Source organism: Janthinobacterium sp. LM6 (genome assembly GCF_002002885.1).
Taxonomy (GTDB): Bacteria; Pseudomonadota; Gammaproteobacteria; order Burkholderiales; family Burkholderiaceae_D; genus Janthinobacterium; species Janthinobacterium kumbetense.
The window spans coordinates 1566560-1587535 of record NZ_CP019510.1; the positions used below are offsets into that span (position 1 = coordinate 1566560).

13 protein-coding genes are annotated in these 20976 nt (G+C 62.5%); 6 read left to right on the forward strand and 7 right to left on the reverse strand.

Annotated features, from left to right (window positions below):
• Positions 1–233 precede the first annotated feature (233 nt).
• From BZG29_RS27660 to BZG29_RS06900, 7 genes are all read right to left on the reverse strand, one after another.
• Positions 234–863, reverse strand: coding sequence for a hypothetical protein (locus BZG29_RS27660; RefSeq protein WP_150130821.1), 630 nt, complete (start codon positions 861–863; stop codon positions 234–236).
• A complete protein-coding gene (locus BZG29_RS06875) occupies positions 863–5818 on the reverse strand; it encodes an RHS repeat-associated core domain-containing protein (protein WP_077400421.1) in 4956 nt (1651 codons plus the stop codon). Before BZG29_RS06875 ends, BZG29_RS27660 begins: the two co-directional genes overlap by 1 nt.
• Positions 5815–7113 carry a DUF2169 domain-containing protein gene (locus BZG29_RS06880; RefSeq protein WP_077400424.1) on the reverse strand — a complete coding sequence of 433 codons (1299 nt, stop codon included), beginning with the start codon at positions 7111–7113 and terminating at the stop codon, positions 5815–5817. The genes BZG29_RS06875 and BZG29_RS06880 overlap by 4 nt, the downstream gene beginning before the upstream one ends.
• 2 nt (positions 7114–7115) lie before the next feature.
• On the reverse strand, positions 7116–9272 hold the full coding sequence (gene tssI / locus BZG29_RS06885; protein WP_077400427.1) for a type VI secretion system Vgr family protein: 2157 nt from the start codon (positions 9270–9272) through the stop codon (positions 7116–7118).
• A gap of 78 nt (positions 9273–9350) precedes the next feature.
• The gene (gene tssG / locus BZG29_RS06890; protein WP_077400430.1) at positions 9351–10397 is read right to left on the reverse strand and encodes a type VI secretion system baseplate subunit TssG; all 1047 of its coding nucleotides are present in this window, start codon (positions 10395–10397) and stop codon (positions 9351–9353) included.
• Positions 10361–12214: a type VI secretion system baseplate subunit TssF gene (tssF, locus tag BZG29_RS06895; RefSeq protein WP_077400433.1), complete on the reverse strand. Its 1854-nt coding sequence runs from the start codon at positions 12212–12214 to the stop codon at positions 10361–10363. The genes tssG and tssF overlap by 37 nt, the downstream gene beginning before the upstream one ends.
• A 78-nt stretch (positions 12215–12292) precedes the next feature.
• Positions 12293–13105, reverse strand: coding sequence for an outer envelope protein (locus BZG29_RS06900; protein WP_077400436.1), 813 nt, complete (start codon positions 13103–13105; stop codon positions 12293–12295).
• Positions 13106–13554: 449 nt separating this feature from the next.
• On the opposite strand from BZG29_RS06900, the gene BZG29_RS06905 reads away from it, so the two are divergent.
• The 6 genes from BZG29_RS06905 to BZG29_RS06930 all read left to right on the forward strand — a co-directional run bounded on the left by BZG29_RS06905 (position 13555) and on the right by BZG29_RS06930 (position 20935).
• Positions 13555–15069, forward strand: a complete 1515-nt coding sequence (locus BZG29_RS06905) for an ABC transporter ATP-binding protein (RefSeq protein ID WP_077400439.1) — start codon at positions 13555–13557, stop codon at positions 15067–15069.
• A gap of 50 nt (positions 15070–15119) precedes the next feature.
• A complete protein-coding gene (locus BZG29_RS06910) occupies positions 15120–16196 on the forward strand; it encodes an ABC transporter permease (RefSeq protein ID WP_077400442.1) in 1077 nt (358 codons plus the stop codon).
• The gene (locus tag BZG29_RS06915) at positions 16189–17118 is read left to right on the forward strand and encodes an ABC transporter permease (protein ID WP_077400445.1); all 930 of its coding nucleotides are present in this window, start codon (positions 16189–16191) and stop codon (positions 17116–17118) included. Before BZG29_RS06910 ends, BZG29_RS06915 begins: the two co-directional genes overlap by 8 nt.
• A 21-nt stretch (positions 17119–17139) precedes the next feature.
• Positions 17140–18216 carry a BMP family ABC transporter substrate-binding protein gene (locus tag BZG29_RS06920; RefSeq protein ID WP_077400448.1) on the forward strand — a complete coding sequence of 359 codons (1077 nt, stop codon included), beginning with the start codon at positions 17140–17142 and terminating at the stop codon, positions 18214–18216.
• 121 nt (positions 18217–18337) lie between these two features.
• On the forward strand, positions 18338–19174 hold the full coding sequence (locus tag BZG29_RS06925; RefSeq protein ID WP_077400451.1) for an HDOD domain-containing protein: 837 nt from the start codon (positions 18338–18340) through the stop codon (positions 19172–19174).
• Positions 19175–19312: 138 nt separating this feature from the next.
• On the forward strand, positions 19313–20935 hold the full coding sequence (locus tag BZG29_RS06930) for a M28 family peptidase (protein ID WP_077400454.1): 1623 nt from the start codon (positions 19313–19315) through the stop codon (positions 20933–20935).
• Positions 20936–20976: the final 41 nt, after the last annotated feature.

A 20976-nucleotide genomic window follows, 5' to 3' on the forward strand; every position in this document is an offset into this window, starting at 1 on the left:
GAAGCGGCCGATGTAGGGAGGGTTTCCGTGTAAGGATATCATTCAGGAAAAATAGAATCAGGAAAATAGTAAAACACACAAAATTAATGCTTCCATATTAAGTATCGCTGATGAAATGGTTCAAGTCAAACTTGCTGGAGTGTGTTGTGCTGATGCATTACTGTAGTCGAGCGTATTTAAATTGAAAATTTTTTCAAGTTGGCGACTTGTGAAGTATTGTCGGAATTATTATTTTATTTCATGGAGATTTTCATGATTGATAATACGTAATTTAATATTTCCTTTGTTTTTTTGTTTCCAATGTCGGATTTTATCTTTTTTTCAATAAAAGATAGCATTTCGGAATTTGTGCAGCTTGATATGTGCATATCTATTGCATCTGAAATATTGTGATCTATTTCTTCATCCTCTAGAATTTTCAGAAGTATTTCAATTGCTTTGTGATTGTTTTTCTTGTATAGATAGTATTCTGATGCTATTAATTTCAGTGCGTTAGATTTGCTTGACGTCAGTTTGTGAATTATTTTCTTAAAATCCTCATTATTTGACTTTAGTAATACATATGCTATCGCATGACGTAGTTCATTTGAGATAATTTGATGTCCTTCAAAGGTATAAATTTTTTGCGTTTCTTGTTTTGTAATATTGAGTATTTTTTCTATTGGGTCTATTTTAAAAAGCAAACTCCAGACAATTTCTTTGTCTTTTTCGGAATTTCCAATTTTTTTTATAATTTCAATTTGTTCTTTGGTTAATTTGTTTTCGGTTTCTTTTTGTTTAAGTATTTTTAGTATGTTTTTAATGTCTAAGTTATCCATGTTTTCTGAGTTTAATACTGTATTTTTTATTGAGGTATTTTTCATTATTTTAATTTTCCTTTTTTTATCTCAATATGCATTCCTTTAAAATCACCTTGCATCGCGATGTTTCCAGTATCGTCGCATAAGAGTGATCCGGAGAGCCTTGGAGGCCCATAATTTCCGTTTGATACGCTGGACGTAGGGACAATTTCTTTATGGGCGTGCGGTACTTCATCAGCACGTCCTAGTGGTGGTGAGCGACTTTCCGCTGGATCAATTCGCACTGATGCTGTATATCCGTCCGGCAGATTTTTTGTCCAGACTTGTCCTGCTGTATTTGATCCTGTTGCATTATTTCTGGAACCTACCATCGTGTATCCTCTGTTCCGTAAAATATTTCTGATCTTGCTGGGGAGCATGTTGTGCAATGCGGGCAAATTTCTTATTTCGTCCGCGGCACTGATGATGACTTTGCATTTTGCCAGCCCTAGCGGGTCGTTCCAGTAGATGGGGTTTTGTGCGTACGCATAACCATTCAGTCCGCCGGAAAGGCCGATCGGGTCTTGGCTGACATAACGCCCACAATTCGGTTCATAATACCGATTACGGTTGTAAAACAGCCCCGTTTCCCCATCCTCATACTGCCCCTGAAACCGCAGCGGCTGCTTGATTTCTCCCTCGACGTGCAGCAGGCGTCCCCATGCCTTGTAGCGCCCGCTCCAGACCACGTTCCCTTGCGCATCCGTCAGTTCGCGCGGCGTGCCCAGGTGGTCGCAGTGGTAGTGGGTGATGCGGTCGTGTGCTGCCGCACCGTCGGCTGCTGCCAGGGCATACTGCCATGCCGAGACATGCAGCGCTTCGGTGTCCGCTTGTTCTTGCGCAATCGCCGCCTGCAGTTCGGCGTCCTGCCGGGTGGCGGGTAAATCCCATTGCGTCACGCGCGGCAGATGTACCGCGCTTGCCTGGCGGCAGGCTGGCGAAGCGATTCTGGCCAGCGGCACGAAGCTGTCCGGCTCGTACAGGTATATGACCGTTTCTTCCTGCCCAAGTTCCTGCGCCAGCGTGTCGCCGTCCCAGACGAAGACGGTGGTGGTGGCGCTCGTGCGGGCGGGCTGGTCTTTGTTGATGTCTTGTTGCTTGCTCCAGCGTGCTTCTTCTACCCGCTTGGCGATGCGGCGGCTGAAGGCATCATAAAAGTAGCGGGCGCGGTGGCGCGACTGGCGTTCCGTCCTGCTGGCGTGGCTGAGGCGGTTTTCGGCGTCGTAGTGCAGTTCCAGGTCGCTCCAGGTCGACTCCCTGCCCGGCGGATGGAAGCGCTTGCCGGTGGCGTTGCCTTGCTCGTCGTAAGCGTATTCGGTATCCCCGTAGTTTTTCAGGACGTTGCCGGGCGCGGGAGCCTTGTCGACCAGATTGCCTGCGGGGTCGAAGGCGAAGCGTTCCGCCAGGCCCGGCTGCACGGCGGCCAGCAGCTGGCCGACGGGATCGTAGGTATAGCTGAGTCTGCCAAGCGGGCCGGCAGTGGTGGCGCCCGCTTGAAAGATGGTGGTCAGGTTGCCTTGCGCATCGTATTCGAAGCGGCGTTCGCGCACGGGCGCGGGTGCGTCGGCGCCGCGTGCCAGGGTCAGCTGGGTGAGCCGCGATTGCGGGTCGTACTGGCGCGTGGCGAGCAAGCCGCTGTTGCCCAAAGTGCGCTGTTTTTCGCGGTGCAGTTTGTCGCGCTCGACATCGACCACGGTCTGGCCTTGCCACAGCACGCCATGCCAGTGGCCGGAACCGTAGCGCAGGGTATCGATGCGGCGGCCGTTCGGCAAGACCGTCTGGATACGGTTGCCCAGTTTGTCATAGGCGTGCGTCATGACAAAGCTGGCGTCCGGCGCGCGCGGGGCGTTGGGCAGCCTGCCGGCGTCGGGCAGGGATTGCAGAAAATATGCGCTGCGCTCTTCGGTCAGCTGGCCCAGCGCATCGTGGACAAAGCGCTGTTCGGCTTGCGGCGCGGACACGGCTGTCAACCGCCCCAGCGCATCGTAGGCGTAGCGCACCACGCCGTCCGCCGTGGTCTTGACGGATAACAAACCGAGCGCGTCGCGCAGCAGCTGCGTGCGCTGGCTGCCGCACTCGGTGGCGGTCAGGTTGCCGGCCTGGTCATAGCTGTATTGCGTGTGCTTGCCGTCGAAGCCCGTTTCCGATGCCAGCCAGCCTTCCGCGTGATACGCGAGCCGGTAGCTTTCGCCCTTGGCGTTGATCAATTCCGTCAGTTGCAGTGCGGCATCGTAGCGGTACTGCACCGTCTGGCCGATGGCGTCCGTGCGCTCCACGGGCAAGCCCTGGCCGTTGTAGCGGTAGCGCGTCTGCAGGCCGCCAGCATCCACGTGCAGGACCAGATTGCCGTCCGCATCGTAGGCGTAGTGTTCCCCGGTTTGGTCGGGTGCCGTGAGCCGGATCAGCCGGCCCAGCGCGTCATATTCGTAGCGGGTGGCATGGCCCAGCGCATCGCGGGCCGCTTCCAGCCGTCCCAGCGTGTCGTAGGCGTATTCGCTGGTGTGGCCGGAGCAATCCGTGTAGGCGGTAAGCCAGCCTTGGCGGCTGTACTGAAAATGCTTGCTGCCGCCCCTGGCGTCGATCAGTTCCACCAGCTGGCCGCGCTGGTCGTAGCGGTAGCGCGTGACGTGGCCCAGCGCATCGGTGATGCTGACGGGGCGGCCTGCCGCATCGTATTCGCGCAAGGTGGTGTGGCCCAGCGCATCCGTGAAGGCGACGGGCTGGTTCTTGCCGTCGTAGCCGATGCTGCTGCTGTTGCCCTTGGCATCGATGCTGCGGGTCAGGTTGCCGGCTGCATCGTAGGCGTAGCGGGTGGCGGCGCCGTTGGCGTCGATATCGGCCAGCAGCATGCCATCGCGGTCCCATTCGCGCCGGCCCAGCGAGGCGGCCTTGCCGTCGATCACGCGACGCACTTCGGTGACCAGCCAGTTGGCGTCGAATGTGTATTCGAGGACGCCGCCGTTTTCCGTGACGCGGCTCGTGTCGTTGTCCACGTAATCGATGCGCGTGTGCTCGCTGCCATCCCGGGCGCGCGTGGCGATGGCGCGCGCCTGGTAGCTGTTGGCCACGGTGACGGGATGGCGCTGCGCCAGTTCCTGTTCGCTCAATGGCGAGCCGCGCCAGCGGGCGCGCAGCGCGTCCAGGCTGATCCAATCGAGTTCGTAGGCAAAGCCTGTGTAGCTGCTGCACGACGTGAGCAGGTGGTGACGGTAGGCATAGCGGCGCGTGTCGCCCAGCGCATTCGACTGGCTGACCAGGTTGTGGCGTGGTGGGAAGGGCGGCAGCGCATCGTTCGTCTCGATGGCATAGGCGTAGCGGACGTGGCAGAGGCGGCTGCCGTCGGGCAATATCTCGTCGATGCTGCCGATGTGGATGGCCTGTTCCGCTTCCCCGCGCATGGCTTCGAGCACGCCGCCATCGTCGCTGCGCAGGCGCAGCAGTACTTCGCCCGGCTTGGCATCGATCAAGCGGTCGATGCTGATGCCGCGTCCATCGCGCCCTTCGCTGCGCAGGAGCGCAAAACGCTGCGCGGCAATCGGCGCGGACGGGGCCAGCATGGCGTTGACGCCGTCGTAGCCGTGCGGCAGCCAGCCGCTTTCAGCGCGCGCGTAGCGGTCGACGCTGCCGTCGCGCCACAGCATGGTAAAAGTGTCGGCGCCGTCGCGCGTCAGCGTAAAACCTTCCTTGCGGCTGTCGTGCTGCTGGCCCGCTTCCAGGCGGGGCAGGCGCAGGGCGCGGCCGCTGTCGTCGTGATATACGATGCCGGCTTCGCACAGCGACAGGCTGGTGGTGTAGGGCGTGGACCAGCGCGCGCCCAGCAAGCCCCAGTCTTCGCATTCGGCGCCGGAGCGGTAGCAGCGCGTCCAGGCGATGGGAATGCTGCGCTCGAGCGCGAAATCCGTCTGGTACAGGATTTCCTGGCCTGTGCCGAAATGCACGGGCTTGCGGCCCTTGGCGGGTTTTTTCGCGGGGCCGCTATCCTTGGGACAGCAGTCGGACGGCGGTTCCGATTTCGGCTCTTTCTTGCCGCGGCTCTTGCCGTCGTCACCGCCGTTTTTTGGGGGCGGTTTGTCGAGTTTTGGGGGCGGCTTGTCCGGTTTCTTGCCGACCAGCTTGTCCTTGACCTTGTTGATGGTCGGCGCCGTTTTTTTGCCGAGAAACTTGCTCAGTATTTTTCCGCCAGGAACCTTGCTGAATACTGCCGCCTGCAATACGTTGCCTGCGATATTCATGCCGATGTCCGCAGCGGTATTGAGCAAGTTAGGTGTCTTGCCTGTCAATATGTAATCGGCCGTCTGGTCGAGCACCGTGGCAGAGGCTTCCACTGCCGTTCCACTGGCAACGGTCGCCGTGCCGGCCACCGCGCCCGCTGCCGCCCCCGCTTCCATCGCGGCGGCAACGGGGGCGCCGACTCCCGTTGCCGCCACGCCAACGCCAGCCACGCCCAATACGGCGCTGCCTGTCAGGACGGTGCCGCCCGCGTCCACCATGTCTTCGGCGGCGCCATGCATTTTCTTGGAGCCATGCTCCTTGTACTCTTTTGCCGCTTCCCGTATCGCCGCCTTCAGTTCCTTGAGCACGGGCTTGGCCGCCTCCGCGCCGCGCTCATAAATCTTGCCCACGGTATTGCGCGAATTCATCCATACTTCGCGCCCCATCTGCACCAGGCTGGCGCCGTTGGCGCGGTGGATCGGGCTGGCGACCTTGGTGTCGACCTGCTTGCCGACAGTGCCGCTCTTGACGCCGCCCGCCTTGCCGGCCGCGTCGCCCTTGACGGTGGGAATGATGCTGCGCTGGTGCAGGATGACGGGCTCGCTGTGCGACTTGACGTTGGGCGAGGCGTTTTGTGCTTCCGCAAATTCACCGATGATGTTGTAGGGAATAGGGGGCGTGCTGGAGCCGACGGGCGTCTTGCAAATGTCGGGGCTGAGGCTGACGCAATAGAAGCGCGAGGCCTTGGTGACGGTTTCATTCGTCATGGTTTCTTGCCTTGCTCGGCCGCCTTGCCCAGTGCTTCCTGCGCCTGTTCCAGCAGTGCTATGCGGGCGATCTGCGCCGGCTCCATTACGTGCAGCAGGCGCGACTCTACCTGGCCCGCGTCGGCCGGCACGATGGCGCGCCACACCAGCTCCACAGTGGCCGCCTCGGGGTCGACCAGCACCGTATCGATGGCCAGGCGCCAGACGAGCAACTGATCGTTCTTGTCCGCCAGCAGCAGGCACAGTACTTGTTGCGGCAGGGCGAAGCGCAACACCGTGTTGCCGCGCGGGTCGATGCGGGCCGACGGATGGTCGTGGCGGCACAGATTGGTCAGCGTAAATTGTTCCAGTCCCGCCAGGTACGGGCATTGCTGGTCGGGCGGCGTGCTGTTCCAGTAGGCAAAATCGAAGTCTTCCGGCAAAGTTGGGACTTCATCGGCGTCCCATTTGTCCTTGACAGCGATGTGGCCCGCCAGCGCGCGGCGCGGCAGCCAGCCGCGGCCGATAACGGCCAGCCCCGTTGGCGGTGGCAACTCCTTGCCGCCGGCGCCTTGCCAGAACTGGGCGGCCGTGCACGGCAGCGACGGCTGCGTGATGCGGGGGGCGGGCACCTCATCGATCTGTTTCGCATCCAGATACCAGTGCCGCGCAAAACCGCGCCCCAGCGGATTGGCCTGGCAGGAATCGTGCTTCGCCGCGTTGCAGTCGTCGGCCTCGATGCGGCATTGCCCGCCATACGCATAGGCATAGTGCAGCGGCAATTGCAGGAACGGTTCAGGCGTGGACAAGTGCCACGGATTGGGCCGCAGCAAGCCCGCCGTGGCAATGCGGGCGCAGCCTTGCGCCAGGCGCGTGAGGATCGCTTTCTTGCGGAAAGCGCGCTCGCCGCACACCTGCAGGGTCTTGTCGATCAGGGTCTTCTTTTCCGACTGCACTTTCAGGTTGACAAGAAATTGCGGCATCGCCTGCCCGCGCGGCGCGTGCGCCACGCCATTGACGATCACGTCGCAGCGCGGCTTGTAGGGCGCGAAGTCGCTCTCCTGCACCGTGCCCGCCTGCGTGTCGTCGTGCAGGTGCCGGTCTTCCGTAGCCAGCGACGACTGGCGCGCCATGGGCAGCAGGCTGGCCACACCATCCGCGCCGCAGGGGCCGAGCGTGTAGCCCATGCGCGCCACCACCACGTGAAAGGCTGCGCCAAACTGGTCGACCATGTCGAACTGGCTGGCCGCGTGCGGCGTGCGGTTGTCGAACAGCAGGTTGGGGATGTTGAAATGGGCTGTGCCGGCGTCGTTCATCGTCAGCCCGGGTTGTTGTCGATGTCGTCGCCGTGGATCTGCACCTTGGATCTGCCGCGGATGATGATTTCATCGGCAACGATTTCGATGCGGCCGGGCGTGATGGTGATGCTGGACGTGCCCACCGTCATCGTGTGCGAATCGTTGGCCGTGAGCGTGCTGTCGGCGCCGACGATGACGCTTTTCGCCAGGCCGATCTGCTCCGCCTGCGCCAGCACCACCGTGGTGTTCATGGCGCCGATGACGGTGGTCTGGTAGGCGGCGCCGATGGTCAGCACCTTGGCCAGGCCGATCGTTTCATCCTTGGCCAGGGTCACCCGTTCCGAGCGGTGGCCGTCGATCTGCACCTGCTCGTTGCCGCCCACGTGTTCGCGGCGGTTGTCGCCGATGTCGATGTGTTCGTCGTGGTCGACGCGCTCACGGCGGTTGTTGTGCACGGTGATGTCTTCATCGTGGTCCACCGTTTCCGTGCGGTCGCGCTTGACGTGCACGGTTTCGTCGCGGTCGACGGTTTTGCGCCGGTCGTTACCGACCCAGTGCGATTCGTCGTGCTCGACTTCGATGCGCTGGTCTTTTTCCGCATGCAGCCACAGTTCTTCGGCGTCCTTGCGGTCTTCGAAGCGCAAGGCGTTGGCGTGCGTGGCGGAACCCTTTTTTGACGAGCGGCTCAGCATGCCGCTTTGCGTCTTGTTCGCTGGCAAGTCCCATGGCGGCATATTGCGCGCGTTGTAGACGCAGCCGATGACGATGGGCATGGCGACGTTGCCGTCGAGAAATTGGACGGCCACTTCCATACCCACCCTGGGCAGGCTGATATGGCCGAAATTCGGACCGGCCCAGTTCGATATTACGCGTATCCACGGCGAACTCTTGTCGTCGAAGGTGCCCAGGCGGTCCCAGTGGAATTGCACCTTCACCCGTCCATAACCGTCCGTATGGATTTCCTCGCCGGGCGGTCCGACCACGGTGGCCGTCTGCACGCCGTAGATCTTCGGCTCGCGGCTATGGAAATTGCGGCCGGGGCGCCAGGGGATGGCGCGGGCGATGCACGTAAATGTGTTGCTGTAGTGCGAGGTGGCGCCGTGCCCTTGCTGGTAGTTGTTGCTGGCGTAGTGGTGCACGGACAGGATCAGGTATTCGCCAGCGCCCTTGCCGGAATTTGCGCTGTCGAAATGCCCGCCCAGGGTGAACCAGCGCCCTGGTTGTGCCGTGCGATCGTTGCCTTGCGCCTCGAACAGCTGTCCCTGGGCGTCAACCTCTTCCATGCGGCGCCGGGCCAGCAGTTCTCCATCGTCGAGATCCTTGAAACCGTAGCTGCCCGTGTTTTCGTATACTTCCAGCGATGGCACGGCACCCTGCCTGTTCAGCGAGTCGCGGCTGGCGCGGGCGCTGCGCGGGTTCTTGAAGTTGAAACTGGCCACCGTCATCTGGCTAGGCGCCATGCGCCGCACCGTGCTCCATTGATGCACGCCATCGTCTTCCAGGGAGCCGGCCTGATGCTGGAAGGGGATTTCACTCAGATCACCATCGATGGGCTTGCCGGTGGTACTGTCGTCGGACAGCCACAAGGTGTGGCCGTCAGGGCGGTGTTCGTAGCGGTAGTGCCAGCCCAGCTGCTCCCAGTGGCGGTGCAGCAGGTTGTGGTCGCTCTCGTTGTGCTGGCACGTGTAGGTGATGGCGGGATCCGGGCCGCCGGCGGCCAGCTTGTAGTCGCGCATCAGGTAGTCATCGAAGACCTTGTCCGTCAGCGCCGCCACCGTCACGCCGTGGAAGGCGACATTGTTTTGCCGCAAGTGCAAGTGCGCCAGCCACGGTTCCAGCACCATTTCATAGAACGCGAAACCGCCGTCCGCACGCAGGAAGCGGAACTCGAACACGTAACCATTGAAGTAGCGCAAGGTGCCGTCTTCGCGCACCAGTTCGACGGTCACCATCTTGCCCATCACTTTGTCGAGCGCGACGCTGGCATTATCGGACAGCACTTCCACCACATAGGAAAAGTCGCGCGACAGGCTTTCGCTGGCAGCCAGACTGTTGGCCAGGAACTGGATGCCGGCAGGGCCGTCGCCATGCGGAAAGTGCAGGCGCAGCAGGCGCTGGCCCTGCATGTCGTCCACTAATGCCGTGCATGCCGCCGTCGTATCGGGGAACTGGCTCATCGTGCATCGCTTCACGGTAGGGATCGTTGGCCGACTGTAGCAATAGCGAACACAAGCGTTTTTGCGCGGCCGCAAGGATCAATCGTTGAATGAGGGCATCAATTGCATTTCGTAATGCATGTCATCGCGGTGGCACGGCGCTGCCGTATCGCCGAGGAAACTGTTGCAACCGAGGCCGCCTTGTGGCGCGGCCGTCAGCGCCATCCCCCGCACCTCGCTGGCGCGCAGCACCAGCACGATGTCGTAGCGCACGAGCGGCTGGCCGAACAGCATCAGCATGTGCCGCAGCGCCTGGCTGGCCGGGGCACGGGGCAGGAAACTGGCGTGCTGCTGCGCCGTGAGCGGGCCAAGGCGCAGGCGCACGGCCAGGTCGGGGCGGCGGCAGCGCGCACCGACGAGGGCGCGCTGGCCCAGCACGACGTTTTCCATGCCCAGCGCCGTTTGTTCGCGCGGCGCCAGCATGTCCATGGCGCCCGTCGCCTCGTCGATGTGGCAGGGCACGCCGAAGCGGTCGGCGAGGATGCGCGCCATGACGATGGACGAGACGTTGCGTTGCTGGAGCAAGCCGCTGTACAGGCCGGCCACCGCCTCGTCCTGGCCCTGGAGCGACTGGCATGCGGCCAGGTCCAGCAGGCGCGACAGGAATTTGCCGCTGTGGCCGGCCTGCTCGATGCGGTATTTCTGCCAGGCCTGATAAAACAGGGCCACGGCACGGCTGGAAAACAGGTCGAGAAAAGCGCGCGCGCTGGTGTCGCGCTCGCTGTATTGATGCGCGGCAATGTGCTCCGAGTAGTGGCTGGGCAAGCTGCCCTGGCAGCCCAGCAGGCCCATGAAGGTGGGCGTGAGGTGGATATGGGGTAACTGACCCGACAGCAGCGCCTGCAGCAGGGCATCGGCATCGGCTATGCCGCCGGTCGCGAGTGCCTCGACCTGGCTGGCGGGAAAGCGCAGCGAGACGCTGTTGTCGAAGCGCACGAACTTTGCCAGCGCCGTGTGCTCATCGACGCCGTGTGCGGCCAGCCAGGCCAGCAGCAGGCGCAGCGCCTGGAAGCACTCGAAGCGCTGCGGCGCGTCGAGCAATTGCTGGATTACGCTGGCGTGGCGTCGGCGCTGCGTTCCGGGCATCGGAGGATTTCCTCGCCGCTGCGGTGCGACAGCAGCGTCAGTTGGCTAAAGCAGTTGAGCTGGCTGTTCAGGGCGAAATAGCGCTGCAGCACCTGCGCAAAAATAAAGAGGCTGCAGCCGGAAAACGCTTGCTCGTCGATGCCCAGGCGGATGGCGATGCCGGGCATCAGGGTGGGAAACGGCACCGTTGGCATCCACGCGCGCGTGCTGCCGTGCTCGAGCGTGACGATGCCCTGGATCAGCCGTTGCGTGGTGGGCGAGCGGGGCAGGTCGTACAGACTCAGCATTTTCTGGAATTCGCCCAGGCCCGCTTGCGTCAGGCTCGAATAATTGAGCGACAGGTGCGCAATCAGGCGCCAGTGCGTGTCCGCCAGGAAACGCATGCTGGGCGTGGGCTTGCGCAGGAAGCGCGCGGGGATGCCGTCGGGCACGTCTTCAGCCAGCAAGTCGCCGCCGGGCAAGCCGTAGTGCAGGTGGGTGGGCAAGTCGCGGTTGCTGCACAGCAGCTGCGTCGAGACGGTGGCGCAGGTCGCGCTGCCCGGCGAAAATTGCGGGTCGATCAGGCTCAGGCGCATTTCATGGCCGGGGCTGATGGCGGCCACGGCTTCGTCGCGGCGCGCCAGCCAATACTGTCCTTGCTCTGGGCCATGCTCTGCCTGAGAACCTTGCAGCGAGGCATACAGCGGCAAGAAGGCGCTCAGGCGCTCGCTGGCTTCGTCCTTGCGCACCACGGTGACGCTCTCGATGCTGTGGATGTCGTAGGCAAACGCATGCGTGGCATCGGCCACCAGCGCGTAGTCGGGCTCCGTGTGCGTGAGGCGGATCGGCACGCCGGACTTGGCGAACAGGTTGACGACGGGCGTGCAGCCGAGCAGCAGGTTGTCGCGGCTGGCGCCGGAGAGCAGGCGCGCCTCGTGGCTGTCGCTGCGCACGCCCTTGAGCGGCAGGTGCAAGGTGAACTGGCGGCACTGTTTCGGCAGCAGGGCGGCTAGCCTGGACCAGTCGATATCGATGAAATGAAATTTTTCGGGAAACGCGAAGTACTCGGTCAGCAGGCGCAGGGCCGGGTGCGAGCGGGCGGAAAAGGGGATCAGCGCGTCGTCGTCCGCATAGCCGGCTGGCGTCAGCAAGGTGCCGTCGACGGCTTGCCACGGGCCGCATTCGTCCAGCGCCACGTACGCGCCCGCGCCGCGCAGGAACAGGGCGTCGAGCAGCGCCGCGCGCACGGACGGTTCGCCATCGGCAAACAGGCGCAGGCTGGAAAAGCCGGCCTGGTCCAGGTGGTACTGCTCGCTGGTGCCGGTGAACTGAATGCTCAGCAAGGCGCTGGCGCCGGCGGGCAGGCGCAGGCCTGGCGGCGCGTCGATGATCGCTGAAAAATGCAGGCGCGAAATGGCCAGCGGCGCGAGGGTCACGTCATACGCGCTGGTGAATTTGCAGGCCACGCCTTGCACCGGCTGCGAGCGCAGCACCGTGCCGCGCGGGACGTGCGCAAGTTGGGCCAGCTGGCCGCCGCCCGGTGCTTCGTCGGCGGCGATGCGCACGATGGAGCATGCGGGAAACGGCCGCAGATAGTGCGGATACAGGGTGTCGAGCAGGGCGTGGGTGAATTGCGGATAGGCGTCGTCGAGGCGCTTGGCGACCCTGGCCGTGAGCAGGGCGACGGACTGGATCAGGCGCTCGACGTGCGGGTCTTCGCACGTCTCGCCGGCGATCAGCAGGCGCCCGGCCGCCTTCGGATAGCGGCTGGAAAACTCGCGCGTGTACTGGCGGAACAGGCCCAGCTCACGCTCGTAATACGGCAGCAGTTGTTCCACGGTCGCGCTCTCCGCCAGCAGGAAAGCTTCATGCTGGCATCAGGCGCGACCGTGGGTGTTGATGCGTGACAATGATTCTTAGAAATGGTACTCCGCGCGTATCATCGGCGTCTTCGCCGTCTGGCCCACGTTGCCCGTGGTGGCGGGCGAGTTGCCGAACTTGTTCTTCCAGTACTGGTATTCCAGGCCCACGCGGAAGGTGTTCTTGGCGCTGCCCAGGGCCGCGCCCACGTCGAACATCACTTGCATGTCGATATTCGTTTCCACCGCCGTGTCGCGCCCCACTTCATCGTTGCCTTTCGAGTCGATGAGGTTGAAAAAGCCTTCGAACGAGAACAGCGGCGACAAGGGGATGCCCCAGGCGCCCGTCAGCATGGCGTGCGTTTTATATGTGTAGCGGCCCGTCACTTGCGAGATGGGCGGGAAGGCGCCGCTGGGGGCGTTGCTTTCGCGCAGCAACAGCAGGCTGGTGTTGAAGAAGCCGGGCACGTCCCACATCAGCGTGGGGCCGGCCACCAGCATGCGCTTGCGCGAGTTGTAGCCGACGTCATTTTTCGTGTTGACGTCGAAGCCCAGGGTGACGCCGACGCCGCGCACGGGGCCGAACTTGATGTCGCTGCCGCGCACCTTGCCGATGTCGATGGTGTTGCGGTAGACCAGGTATGCCTCCTGCGCGCCGGAGGTCTTGCCGAGCGCGCCGGGGTCCTTGCTGTCGGACATGAGGAAATCGAGGTTGACGAAGTTGCTGCCGTATTTGTAGCCGCTGGCGTGCGTGATGGCAAAGATGTTTTTCTTGATGTCGTCCGGATTGAACGGCTCGCGGTAGTCATTGCCGGCGCGCCAGCTCAGTGCGGTATCGCTCCATTCGGCAGCCTGGGCGGTCGCGCCCATGCCCAGGGTGGTAGTAAGGCAGAGCAACAGACACGGTATGGTTTTTGGCACTTTCGGCTCCTGATGGCGGTGTTGGAAAACGGGAACTGGGATGGCTGGGCGCAGGGGTTGGCCCACTAGCGCATGAAGCGCGGCGATGGCATATTGCGCGCCGTTCAATCCATGATGCGAGAAGCGCCGCGTCGGGCGATATGTCTTATCTGCATACTTACTATCAGTTCTTGCATATAATCATCGCACCTTCTCGCCCTTGCGGGGCAAGGCGGCCGCTGTAAAGCTGATAATTTTTTTCAAAATTGTATACAGGTGTTGTTTTTTTGTGGAAATGGAAATGCGCGCCGCCGCGTCATCCCCCAAGCGCCGCGGATGCCGATACGATAGAGACAACAGCTTGAATTTCTCCACCGGCGACGATGCCGGCGACCTTGCAGCGAGGCACGAAAAAAACAATGACGGCACGCCTGGAATTACACGACATCAGCAAGCGCTATCCGTCCGTGGTGGCGAATGACGGCATCCACCTCACCGTGGCGCCCGGACAAATTCACGCCGTGCTCGGCGAAAACGGTGCCGGCAAATCGACCTTGATGAAAATCATCTATGGCGCCGTGCAACCGGACGGCGGCCGCATTCTGTGGAATGGCCGTGAAGTGGAAATCGCCAACCCCTCGGCCGCGCGCGCGCTCGGCATCGCCATGGTGTTCCAGCACTTTTCCCTGTTCGACACTTTGACGGTAGCGGAAAACATTGCCCTCGGCTTGCCGGCCGGTACCAACATGGCGGAGCTGGCGCAGCGCATCGAAGCGACGGCGCGCCAGTACGGCCTGGACCTGGAACCGCAGCGCCACGTGCACACGCTTTCCGTCGGCGAATGCCAGCGCGTGGAAATCGTGCGCGCCCTGCTGGCCAAGCCGCAACTGCTGATCCTCGATGAGCCGACATCCGTGCTGACGCCGGGCGCCGTGGAAAAACTGTTTAGCACCTTGCGCCAGCTGGCGGCGGAAGGCTGCAGCATCCTGTACATCAGCCACAAGCTCGACGAAATCCGCGCCCTGTGCCATACGTGCACGGTGGTGCGCGCCGGCAAGAACGCGGGCGTGTGCGACCCCTCGCAGGAATCGGCGGCCAGCCTGTCGCGCATGATGATAGGCGCCGAGCCGCCCGCCGTCACGCGCGTGGCGCGCACGCCCGGCGCCGCCATGTTGAGCGTGCGCAATCTGCATTTGCCGAAGAGCCATCCGTTCGCCACGCAATTGATCGATATCAATTTCGACGTGCGCGCGGGCGAGATCGTCGGCATCGCTGGCGTGTCCGGCAATGGCCAGCAGGAATTGCTGGCGGCCCTGTCGGGCGAGGACATGCGCGCGGCTCCGGCCAGCATCGTGCTGAACGGCACGGCTGCCGGGCGCTTGCCGCCGGGCCGCCGGCGCGCCCTCGGCTTCGGCTTCGTGCCGGAAGAACGGCTGGGACGCGGCGCCGTGCCCGACATGGGGCTGGCCGACAACGTCTTATTGAGCTTGCAGACCCCCGCCACCATCCGCCACGGCTTCGTGCGCTACAAGGTCATCGCGCAACGGGCGGCCGCCATCATCGCCCGCTTCCAGGTGAAGGCAGGCGGGCCGCAGGCGCTGGCGCGTAGCTTGTCTGGGGGTAATTTGCAGAAATACATAGTCGGTCGCGAAGTCATGCGCGAGCCCACGGTGCTGGTGGTGGCGCAGCCGACCTGGGGCGTGGACGTGGGCGCTGCCGCGCAAATCCGCGCGGAATTGCTGGCGCTGCGCGACGCGGGTTGCGCGCTGCTGGTCGTCTCGGAGGAACTCGATGAATTGTTCGAGATCAGCGACCGCTTGCTGGTGATGGCGAAAGGAAAGATTTCACCATCGCTGGACGTGGGCGAGGCCAGCGTGGCGCAGGTGGGGCAATGGATGAGCGGGCTGTGGCCGCAGGAGGCAGTCCATGGCTAAGTTCGCCTTGCGGTTGGAAAAGCGTCAGGTGTACCCGAAGGGGACGGCCCATGGCTAAGTTCGCCTTGCGGCTGGAAGCCCGGCCTGCCCCATCGCGGTTGATGTCGTGGCTGTCGCCCGTGCTGGCCGTGCTGCTGACCGTGCTGTGCGGCGCGCTGTTGTTCCTTGCGCTGGGACACGATCCGCTGGCGGGACTGGCCGTCTTCTTTGTCGAACCCTTGCGCGACGCGCACGGCTGGTCCGAGCTGGGCATCAAAGTGGCGCCCCTGCTCTTGATCGCCGTGGGCCTGGCCATCTGCTTTCGCGCCAACATCTATAACATCGGCGCGGAAGGCCAGCTGACCCTGGGCGCCATCTGCGGCGGCGCGGCGGCCCTGTACCTGGACGATGGCGTGGGCAGTACTGCCGTCATCGGTATTTCCCTGCTGGCCGGCATGGCGGGCGGCATGGCGTGGGCGGGCCTGGTGGCCTGGCTGCGCGACCTTTACAACGCCAGCGAAATCCTCGTCTCGCTGATGCTCGTGTATATCGCCCAATTGCTGCTCAGCTATCTCGTGTATGGCGTGCTGCGCGACCCGGAAGGGTTTAATTTTCCCCAATCGAAACTGCTGTCCGACGGCTTGCTGTTGCCGATGCTGATCAGCGACACGCGCTTGCACATCGGCATCGTATTTGCCTTGCTGGCTTCCTTGGGCGGCTGGCTGTACTTATCCAGGAGCATTGCCGGTTTTCGCCTGCGCGTGGGCGGCATGGCGCCGGCCGCCGCCCGGTATGCGGGATTTTCCTCGCGCAAGACCTTGTGGTCGTCGCTGCTGATTTGCGGCGCCCTGTCCGGCCTGGCGGGCGCCTGCGAAGTGCTTGGGCCGATGGGGCAGCTCACGCCCACGGTGTCGCCCGGCTACGGCTTTGCCGCCATCATCGTCGCCTTCGTGGGGCGGCTGCATCCCGTGGGCGTGATTTTTTCCAGCTTCGTCATGGCCCTGTTTTATATCGGCGGCGAACTGGCGCAATCGCGCCTCGGCTTGCCCAGCGCGATCACGGGCGTGTTCCAGGGCATCTTGCTGTTTGCCTTGCTCGCTTGCGACGTGCTGATTCAATACAAACTGCGCTGGAGAAAACATGGATAACCTGGCTTTCACCATCGCGCCCCTGATCGCCGCCAGCATCAATGCGGGCACGCCGCTGATGCTGGCCGCCCTCGGTTTATTGGTGAATGAAAAGGCGGGCGTGGTGAACCTGGGCGCGGAAGGCATGATGCTGGTCTCGGCCATCACGGGCTTTGCCGTGGCCGTCAATACGGGCAGCCCCACCCTGGGCTTTCTCGCGGGGGCAGGGGCCAGCATGGTACTGTCCGGCTTCTTTGCCTGGCTGACCGTATGGCTGGGCACGAACCAGTACGCGACGGGCCTGGCTTTATCGCTGTTCGGCGCGGGCGCGTCCACGTATATCGGCCTGAAGTATGTGGGCAACAGCTTGCAGAATGGCCGCTTCGGCATCCCTTACCTGGAAGACCTTCCCGTGCTGGGGCCGGCACTGTTCCGCCAGCATCCGATGGTGTATCTGTCTTTACTGCTGTGCGTGGCCATCGCCTGGTTCTTGTACCGCACGCGGGCGGGTCTGGTGCTGCGCGCCGTGGGCGAGTCGCCAGCGTCCGCGCATGCGCTCGGCTACCCCGTGCGCCGTATCCGCCTGGCGGCCGTGCTGTTCGGCGGCGCCTGCTGCGGCCTGGCCGGCGCCTTTTTATCGCTCGTGTACACACCGCTGTGGGTCGAGGGCATGGTGGCGGGGCGGGGCTGGATCGCGCTGGCGCTGACCACCTTTGCCACCTGGCGCCCGGCGCGCGTGGTGGGCGGTGCCTACCTGTTCGGCGGCATCACGATATTGACGTTCCACGCGCAGGCGCTGGGCGTGCCCATCGCGTCGCAACTGCTGTCGATGCTGCCTTACCTGGCGGCCATCGTCGTGCTGGTGCTCATTTCCAGCAATGCCAATTACATCAAGCTCAACATGCCCGCTTCGTTGGGGAAAAATTTCAATCCCGGAAATTAATCACTCACCACAAGGAAAACCATGTCCAAGAAACTAGTATGCGCCGCCGTTTGCAGTGCTGTTTTGATGCCCGTCATGGCCGCCGCTCCCGCGACGGTGCCGCTGAACGTCGGCTTCGTGTATATCAGCCCCATCGGCGACGCGGGCTGGACCACCCAGCATGACCAGGCGCGCAAGGAAATGGAAAAGGCGCTGGGCAGCAAGATCACCACCAAGTTTGTGGAAAACGTGCCGGAGAGCGCCGATGCGGAACGGGTGATCCGCGACCTGGCGCAAACGGGCAGCAAGCTGGTCATCACGACTTCGTTCGGCTACATGAATCCCACCTTGAAAGTGGCGAAGCAATTTCCTAATGTGAAGTTCATCCACCTGACTGGCTACAAAACGGGACCCAACGTGGCCAACACGAATGCGCGTTTTTATGAAGGCCGCTACCTTGCCGGCGTGCTGGCGGGCAAGATGAGCAAGACCCACGTGGCCGGCTACGTGGCGGCGTTCCCGATTCCCGAAGTGTTGCAGGGAGTTAACGCCTTCACGCGCGGCATGCGCAGCGTCGACCCCAAGGCGGAAGTGAAAGTGGTGTGGGTGAATAGCTGGTTCGATCCGGGCAAGGAACGCGACGCGGCCATCACCCTGATCGGCCAGGGCGCCGACGTGGTCACCCACCACACGGACTCGACCGCCGTGGTGCAGGCGGCGGAAGAGAAGGGCAAGTATGCGATCGCCTACCATTCGGACATGAAAAAGTACGGGCCGAAGGCGCAGCTGGCCGCCGTCACCCACCATTGGGGCGACTACTACACGAAGCAGGCGCAGGCCGTGCTGGACGGTACGTGGAAGTCCAGCAGCACCTGGGGCGGCATCAAGGATGGCATGGTCAAGCTGGAAGGCATCAACGCCGCCGTGCCGGCCGACGTGAAACAGTTTGTATTGGCACGCGAGAAAGACTTGGTTGCTGGCAAGCTCAATCCTTTCAGCGCGCCGATCAAGGATAACGATGGCAAAGTGCGCCTGGACAAAGGCGTGCTGGACGATGCAGCGCTGACGAAGATGGATTATTTTGTCGAAGGCGTGGCAGGGAAAGTTTCCGGAAAGTAATAGGTTTGAGTTTGAACTTGCTGTAATATTGCCGGAAACGGGAGCAGGGCCGGGGATACATGCGCGTTCCCGGCCCACCCACAGAGCAGAGCTTGAACAAGCCCGTACCGGAGATTGACCCATGGATAGACTGGAAGTATTCAAGATTATCGCGCTGCAAGCGAGCAAGGGCGAGCTGACGTTCCCCGCCAACGTCAAGGCCACCTTGAAGCTGCAGGAAGCGCTGGACGACCCCGATTGCCATATCGAAGCGGCCGCCCGCATGGTCATGGCCGAGCCGCTGCTGTCGGCCAGGGTCGTGGCCTTGGCCAACTCGGCCGCCTACAACCGTTCCGGCAATGAAATCGCCAACGTGCGCGCGGCTGTCTCGCGCCTGGGCTTTGCCACGTTAAAGTCGATGGTGGCGTCCGTCATCGTGCGCCAGCTGGGCAGCCAGATCACGGACCCGCAATTGCGCGCCAAGGCGGCCAAGCTGTGGGAACACACGGCCCACGTGGCCGCGCTGAGCCAGGTCATCGCGCGGAAAGTCACGCATGTCGACGTGGAAACGGCCATGTTCGCCGCCATCGTGCACGAAGTGGGCGGCTTTTATCTGCTGTCGCGCGCCGAGGAATATCCGGGTTTGCTGGACGACAATACCGAAGACTGGATCGAATACGGCGAAAAGCTGATCGGCCGCGGCGTGCTGCGCCAGCTGCAAGTACCGGACATGGTCTTGCAGGCCGTGGAAGGCATGTGGCACGGCGGCAGCCCGTTCCCGCCCCGCACCTTGGGCGCGACCCTGGTGCTGGCCAACGATCTGTCGCCTGTCGGCTCGCCCCTGCATCCGCCGGAAAGCGCCGCGCGGCGCCAGGCGGCCGCGAAGATCGACTTCGGCATCGGCGGCAGCACCTTGCACACCATCCTCGACGAATCGGCCGAGGAAATCGAATCGCTGGCGGCCGCCTTGCTGGTCTGACGCAGCTTCCATCGCCCATCCCCGCCCTTGCCGCGGGGATTTTTTTCGTCCGCATTTTGATCCATCTTTGCCCATGGCATACAATCGCCGGCTCGGCCATCCGCCGGACCGCTTTCCTCCTCTTACCCAAAGGATCTTATGCAGAAGCTGTTTTCTTCCCTCGCCTTGACTGCGCTGGCGTTTTCCGCCCAAGCCGCCACTGCCTTGCCCGTGGTGCAGGAAGCGCCGCTGCGCGCCCACCTGGCCTTCCTGTCCAACGATTTATTGGAAGGCCGGGGCACGGGCCAGCGCGGCGCCGACCTGACGGTGGCTTACCTGGAAACCCAGGCGCAGATGGCGGGCCTGAAACCCGTGCGCGGCAACAGCTACCGCCAGAGCGTGCAGATTGCCGGCGTGAAATCCTTGCCGCAAGACAGCAGCCTGCAAGCCGTGGCGGGCGGCAAGGCCGTGCCGCTGGCGTTCGGCCCGGACTGGGTCTGGGCCACGGGCGACTCCGTTGCCGCGCATACCTTCGATGCGCCGCTCGTGTTCGTCGGCTACGGCATCACGGCGCCGGAAGAAGGCTGGAACGATTTCAAGGGTGTCGATGTCAAAAACAAGATCGTCGTCATGATGGTCAACGACCCGCAGCCGACTGCGCTTGATCCGAACCGCTTCGCCGGCAAGGCGCTGACCTATTACGGCCGCTGGACGTACAAATTCGAGGAAGCCAAACGCCAGGGCGCGGCGGGCGTATTGCTGATCCACACGAAACCGTCGGCCTCGTATGACTGGAGCGTGGTGCAGAACAGCTGGAGCGGCAGCGAGCGGTTTCAATTGGCCGACCGCACGGCCGGCACCCCGCTGCAGGGCTGGATCGAGGAAGACGCGGCGCGCCGTCTGTTTGCGGCCGGCGGGCAGGACCTGGACGCCTTGCGCGCGCAGGCGGAAAACAAGGACTTCAAGGCCGTCGCCTTGAACGCCAAGCTGTCGGGCGAGATGAAGTCCATCGTGCGCAAGGTGGAGCAATTCAATATCGCCGGCATGGTGCCGGGCACGGACCCCAAATTGAAGGATGAGGCCGTCATCTACAGCGGGCACTGGGACCACCTGGGCAAGCAGGGCGAGGGTGACGAAAAAGCGGGCGACACCATCTACAACGGCGCCGTCGACAACGCCTCGGGCACGGCCGGTTTGCTGGCCATGGCGCAGGAAGCCGTGAAAAAGCCGGCGAAGCGCACGCAGATCTTCCTGTGGGTGGCGGCCGAGGAACAAGGCTTGTTGGGCAGCGCCGCCTATGCGGCCGATCCGCTGTGGCCCCTGGACAAGACGGCCGCCGCGCTGAACCTCGACAGTCTGAACTTTGTCGGCGCCACGCATGACATCGGCGCGCAGGGCAGCGAGCGCACGGAGCTGGGAGCGATGGCGGCGGCAACGGCCAAAGCCATGGGCATGCATATCGCCCCAGCCCGTCCCGACCTGGCCGGCGGTTATTTCCGCAGCGACCATTTCAGTTTTGCCAAGGCAGGCGTGCCCGCGTTTTCCATCAATGGCGGACGCGAGTACATCAAGGATGTCGAGGCATCGAAAGCCAAGGCGGCCGCCTACGGCCCCCGCTACCATCAAGTCACCGATGAGTACAATGCCAGCTGGGATTTGTCCGGTATGACGCAGCAGGCGCAGTTCACCCTGAACCTGGGGCAAGCCGTGGCAAATGGCGCGAAGATGCCGGCCTGGAAGGCGGGCGATGCGTTCGGCAAGGCGCGCGAGCAGGCGAAGTAAGGACGTAAAAAAACCGCTCGGCTGAGCGGTTTTTTTTCGCG

Bases quoted from the DNA above. Each gene is read 5' to 3' on its own strand.
- tssG (WP_077400430.1), bottom strand. From the start codon at position 10,397: ATGCCCGGAACGCAGCGCCGACGCCACGCCAGCGTAATCCAGCAATTG.
- BZG29_RS06905 (WP_077400439.1), top strand. From the start codon at position 13,555: ATGACGGCACGCCTGGAATTACACGACATCAGCAAGCGCTATCCGTCC.
- BZG29_RS06875 (WP_077400421.1), bottom strand. From the start codon at position 5,818: ATGACGAATGAAACCGTCACCAAGGCCTCGCGCTTCTATTGCGTCAGC.
- BZG29_RS06930 (WP_077400454.1), top strand. From the start codon at position 19,313: ATGCAGAAGCTGTTTTCTTCCCTCGCCTTGACTGCGCTGGCGTTTTCC.
- BZG29_RS06915 (WP_077400445.1), top strand. From the start codon at position 16,189: ATGGATAACCTGGCTTTCACCATCGCGCCCCTGATCGCCGCCAGCATC.
- BZG29_RS27660 (WP_150130821.1), bottom strand. From the start codon at position 863: ATGAAAAATACCTCAATAAAAAATACAGTATTAAACTCAGAAAACATG.
- BZG29_RS06925 (WP_077400451.1), top strand. From the start codon at position 18,338: ATGGATAGACTGGAAGTATTCAAGATTATCGCGCTGCAAGCGAGCAAG.
- tssI (WP_077400427.1), bottom strand. From the start codon at position 9,272: ATGAGCCAGTTCCCCGATACGACGGCGGCATGCACGGCATTAGTGGAC.
- BZG29_RS06900 (WP_077400436.1), bottom strand. From the start codon at position 13,105: ATGGGCGCGACCGCCCAGGCTGCCGAATGGAGCGATACCGCACTGAGC.
- BZG29_RS06910 (WP_077400442.1), top strand. From the start codon at position 15,120: ATGGCTAAGTTCGCCTTGCGGCTGGAAGCCCGGCCTGCCCCATCGCGG.
- BZG29_RS06880 (WP_077400424.1), bottom strand. From the start codon at position 7,113: ATGAACGACGCCGGCACAGCCCATTTCAACATCCCCAACCTGCTGTTC.
- BZG29_RS06920 (WP_077400448.1), top strand. From the start codon at position 17,140: ATGTCCAAGAAACTAGTATGCGCCGCCGTTTGCAGTGCTGTTTTGATG.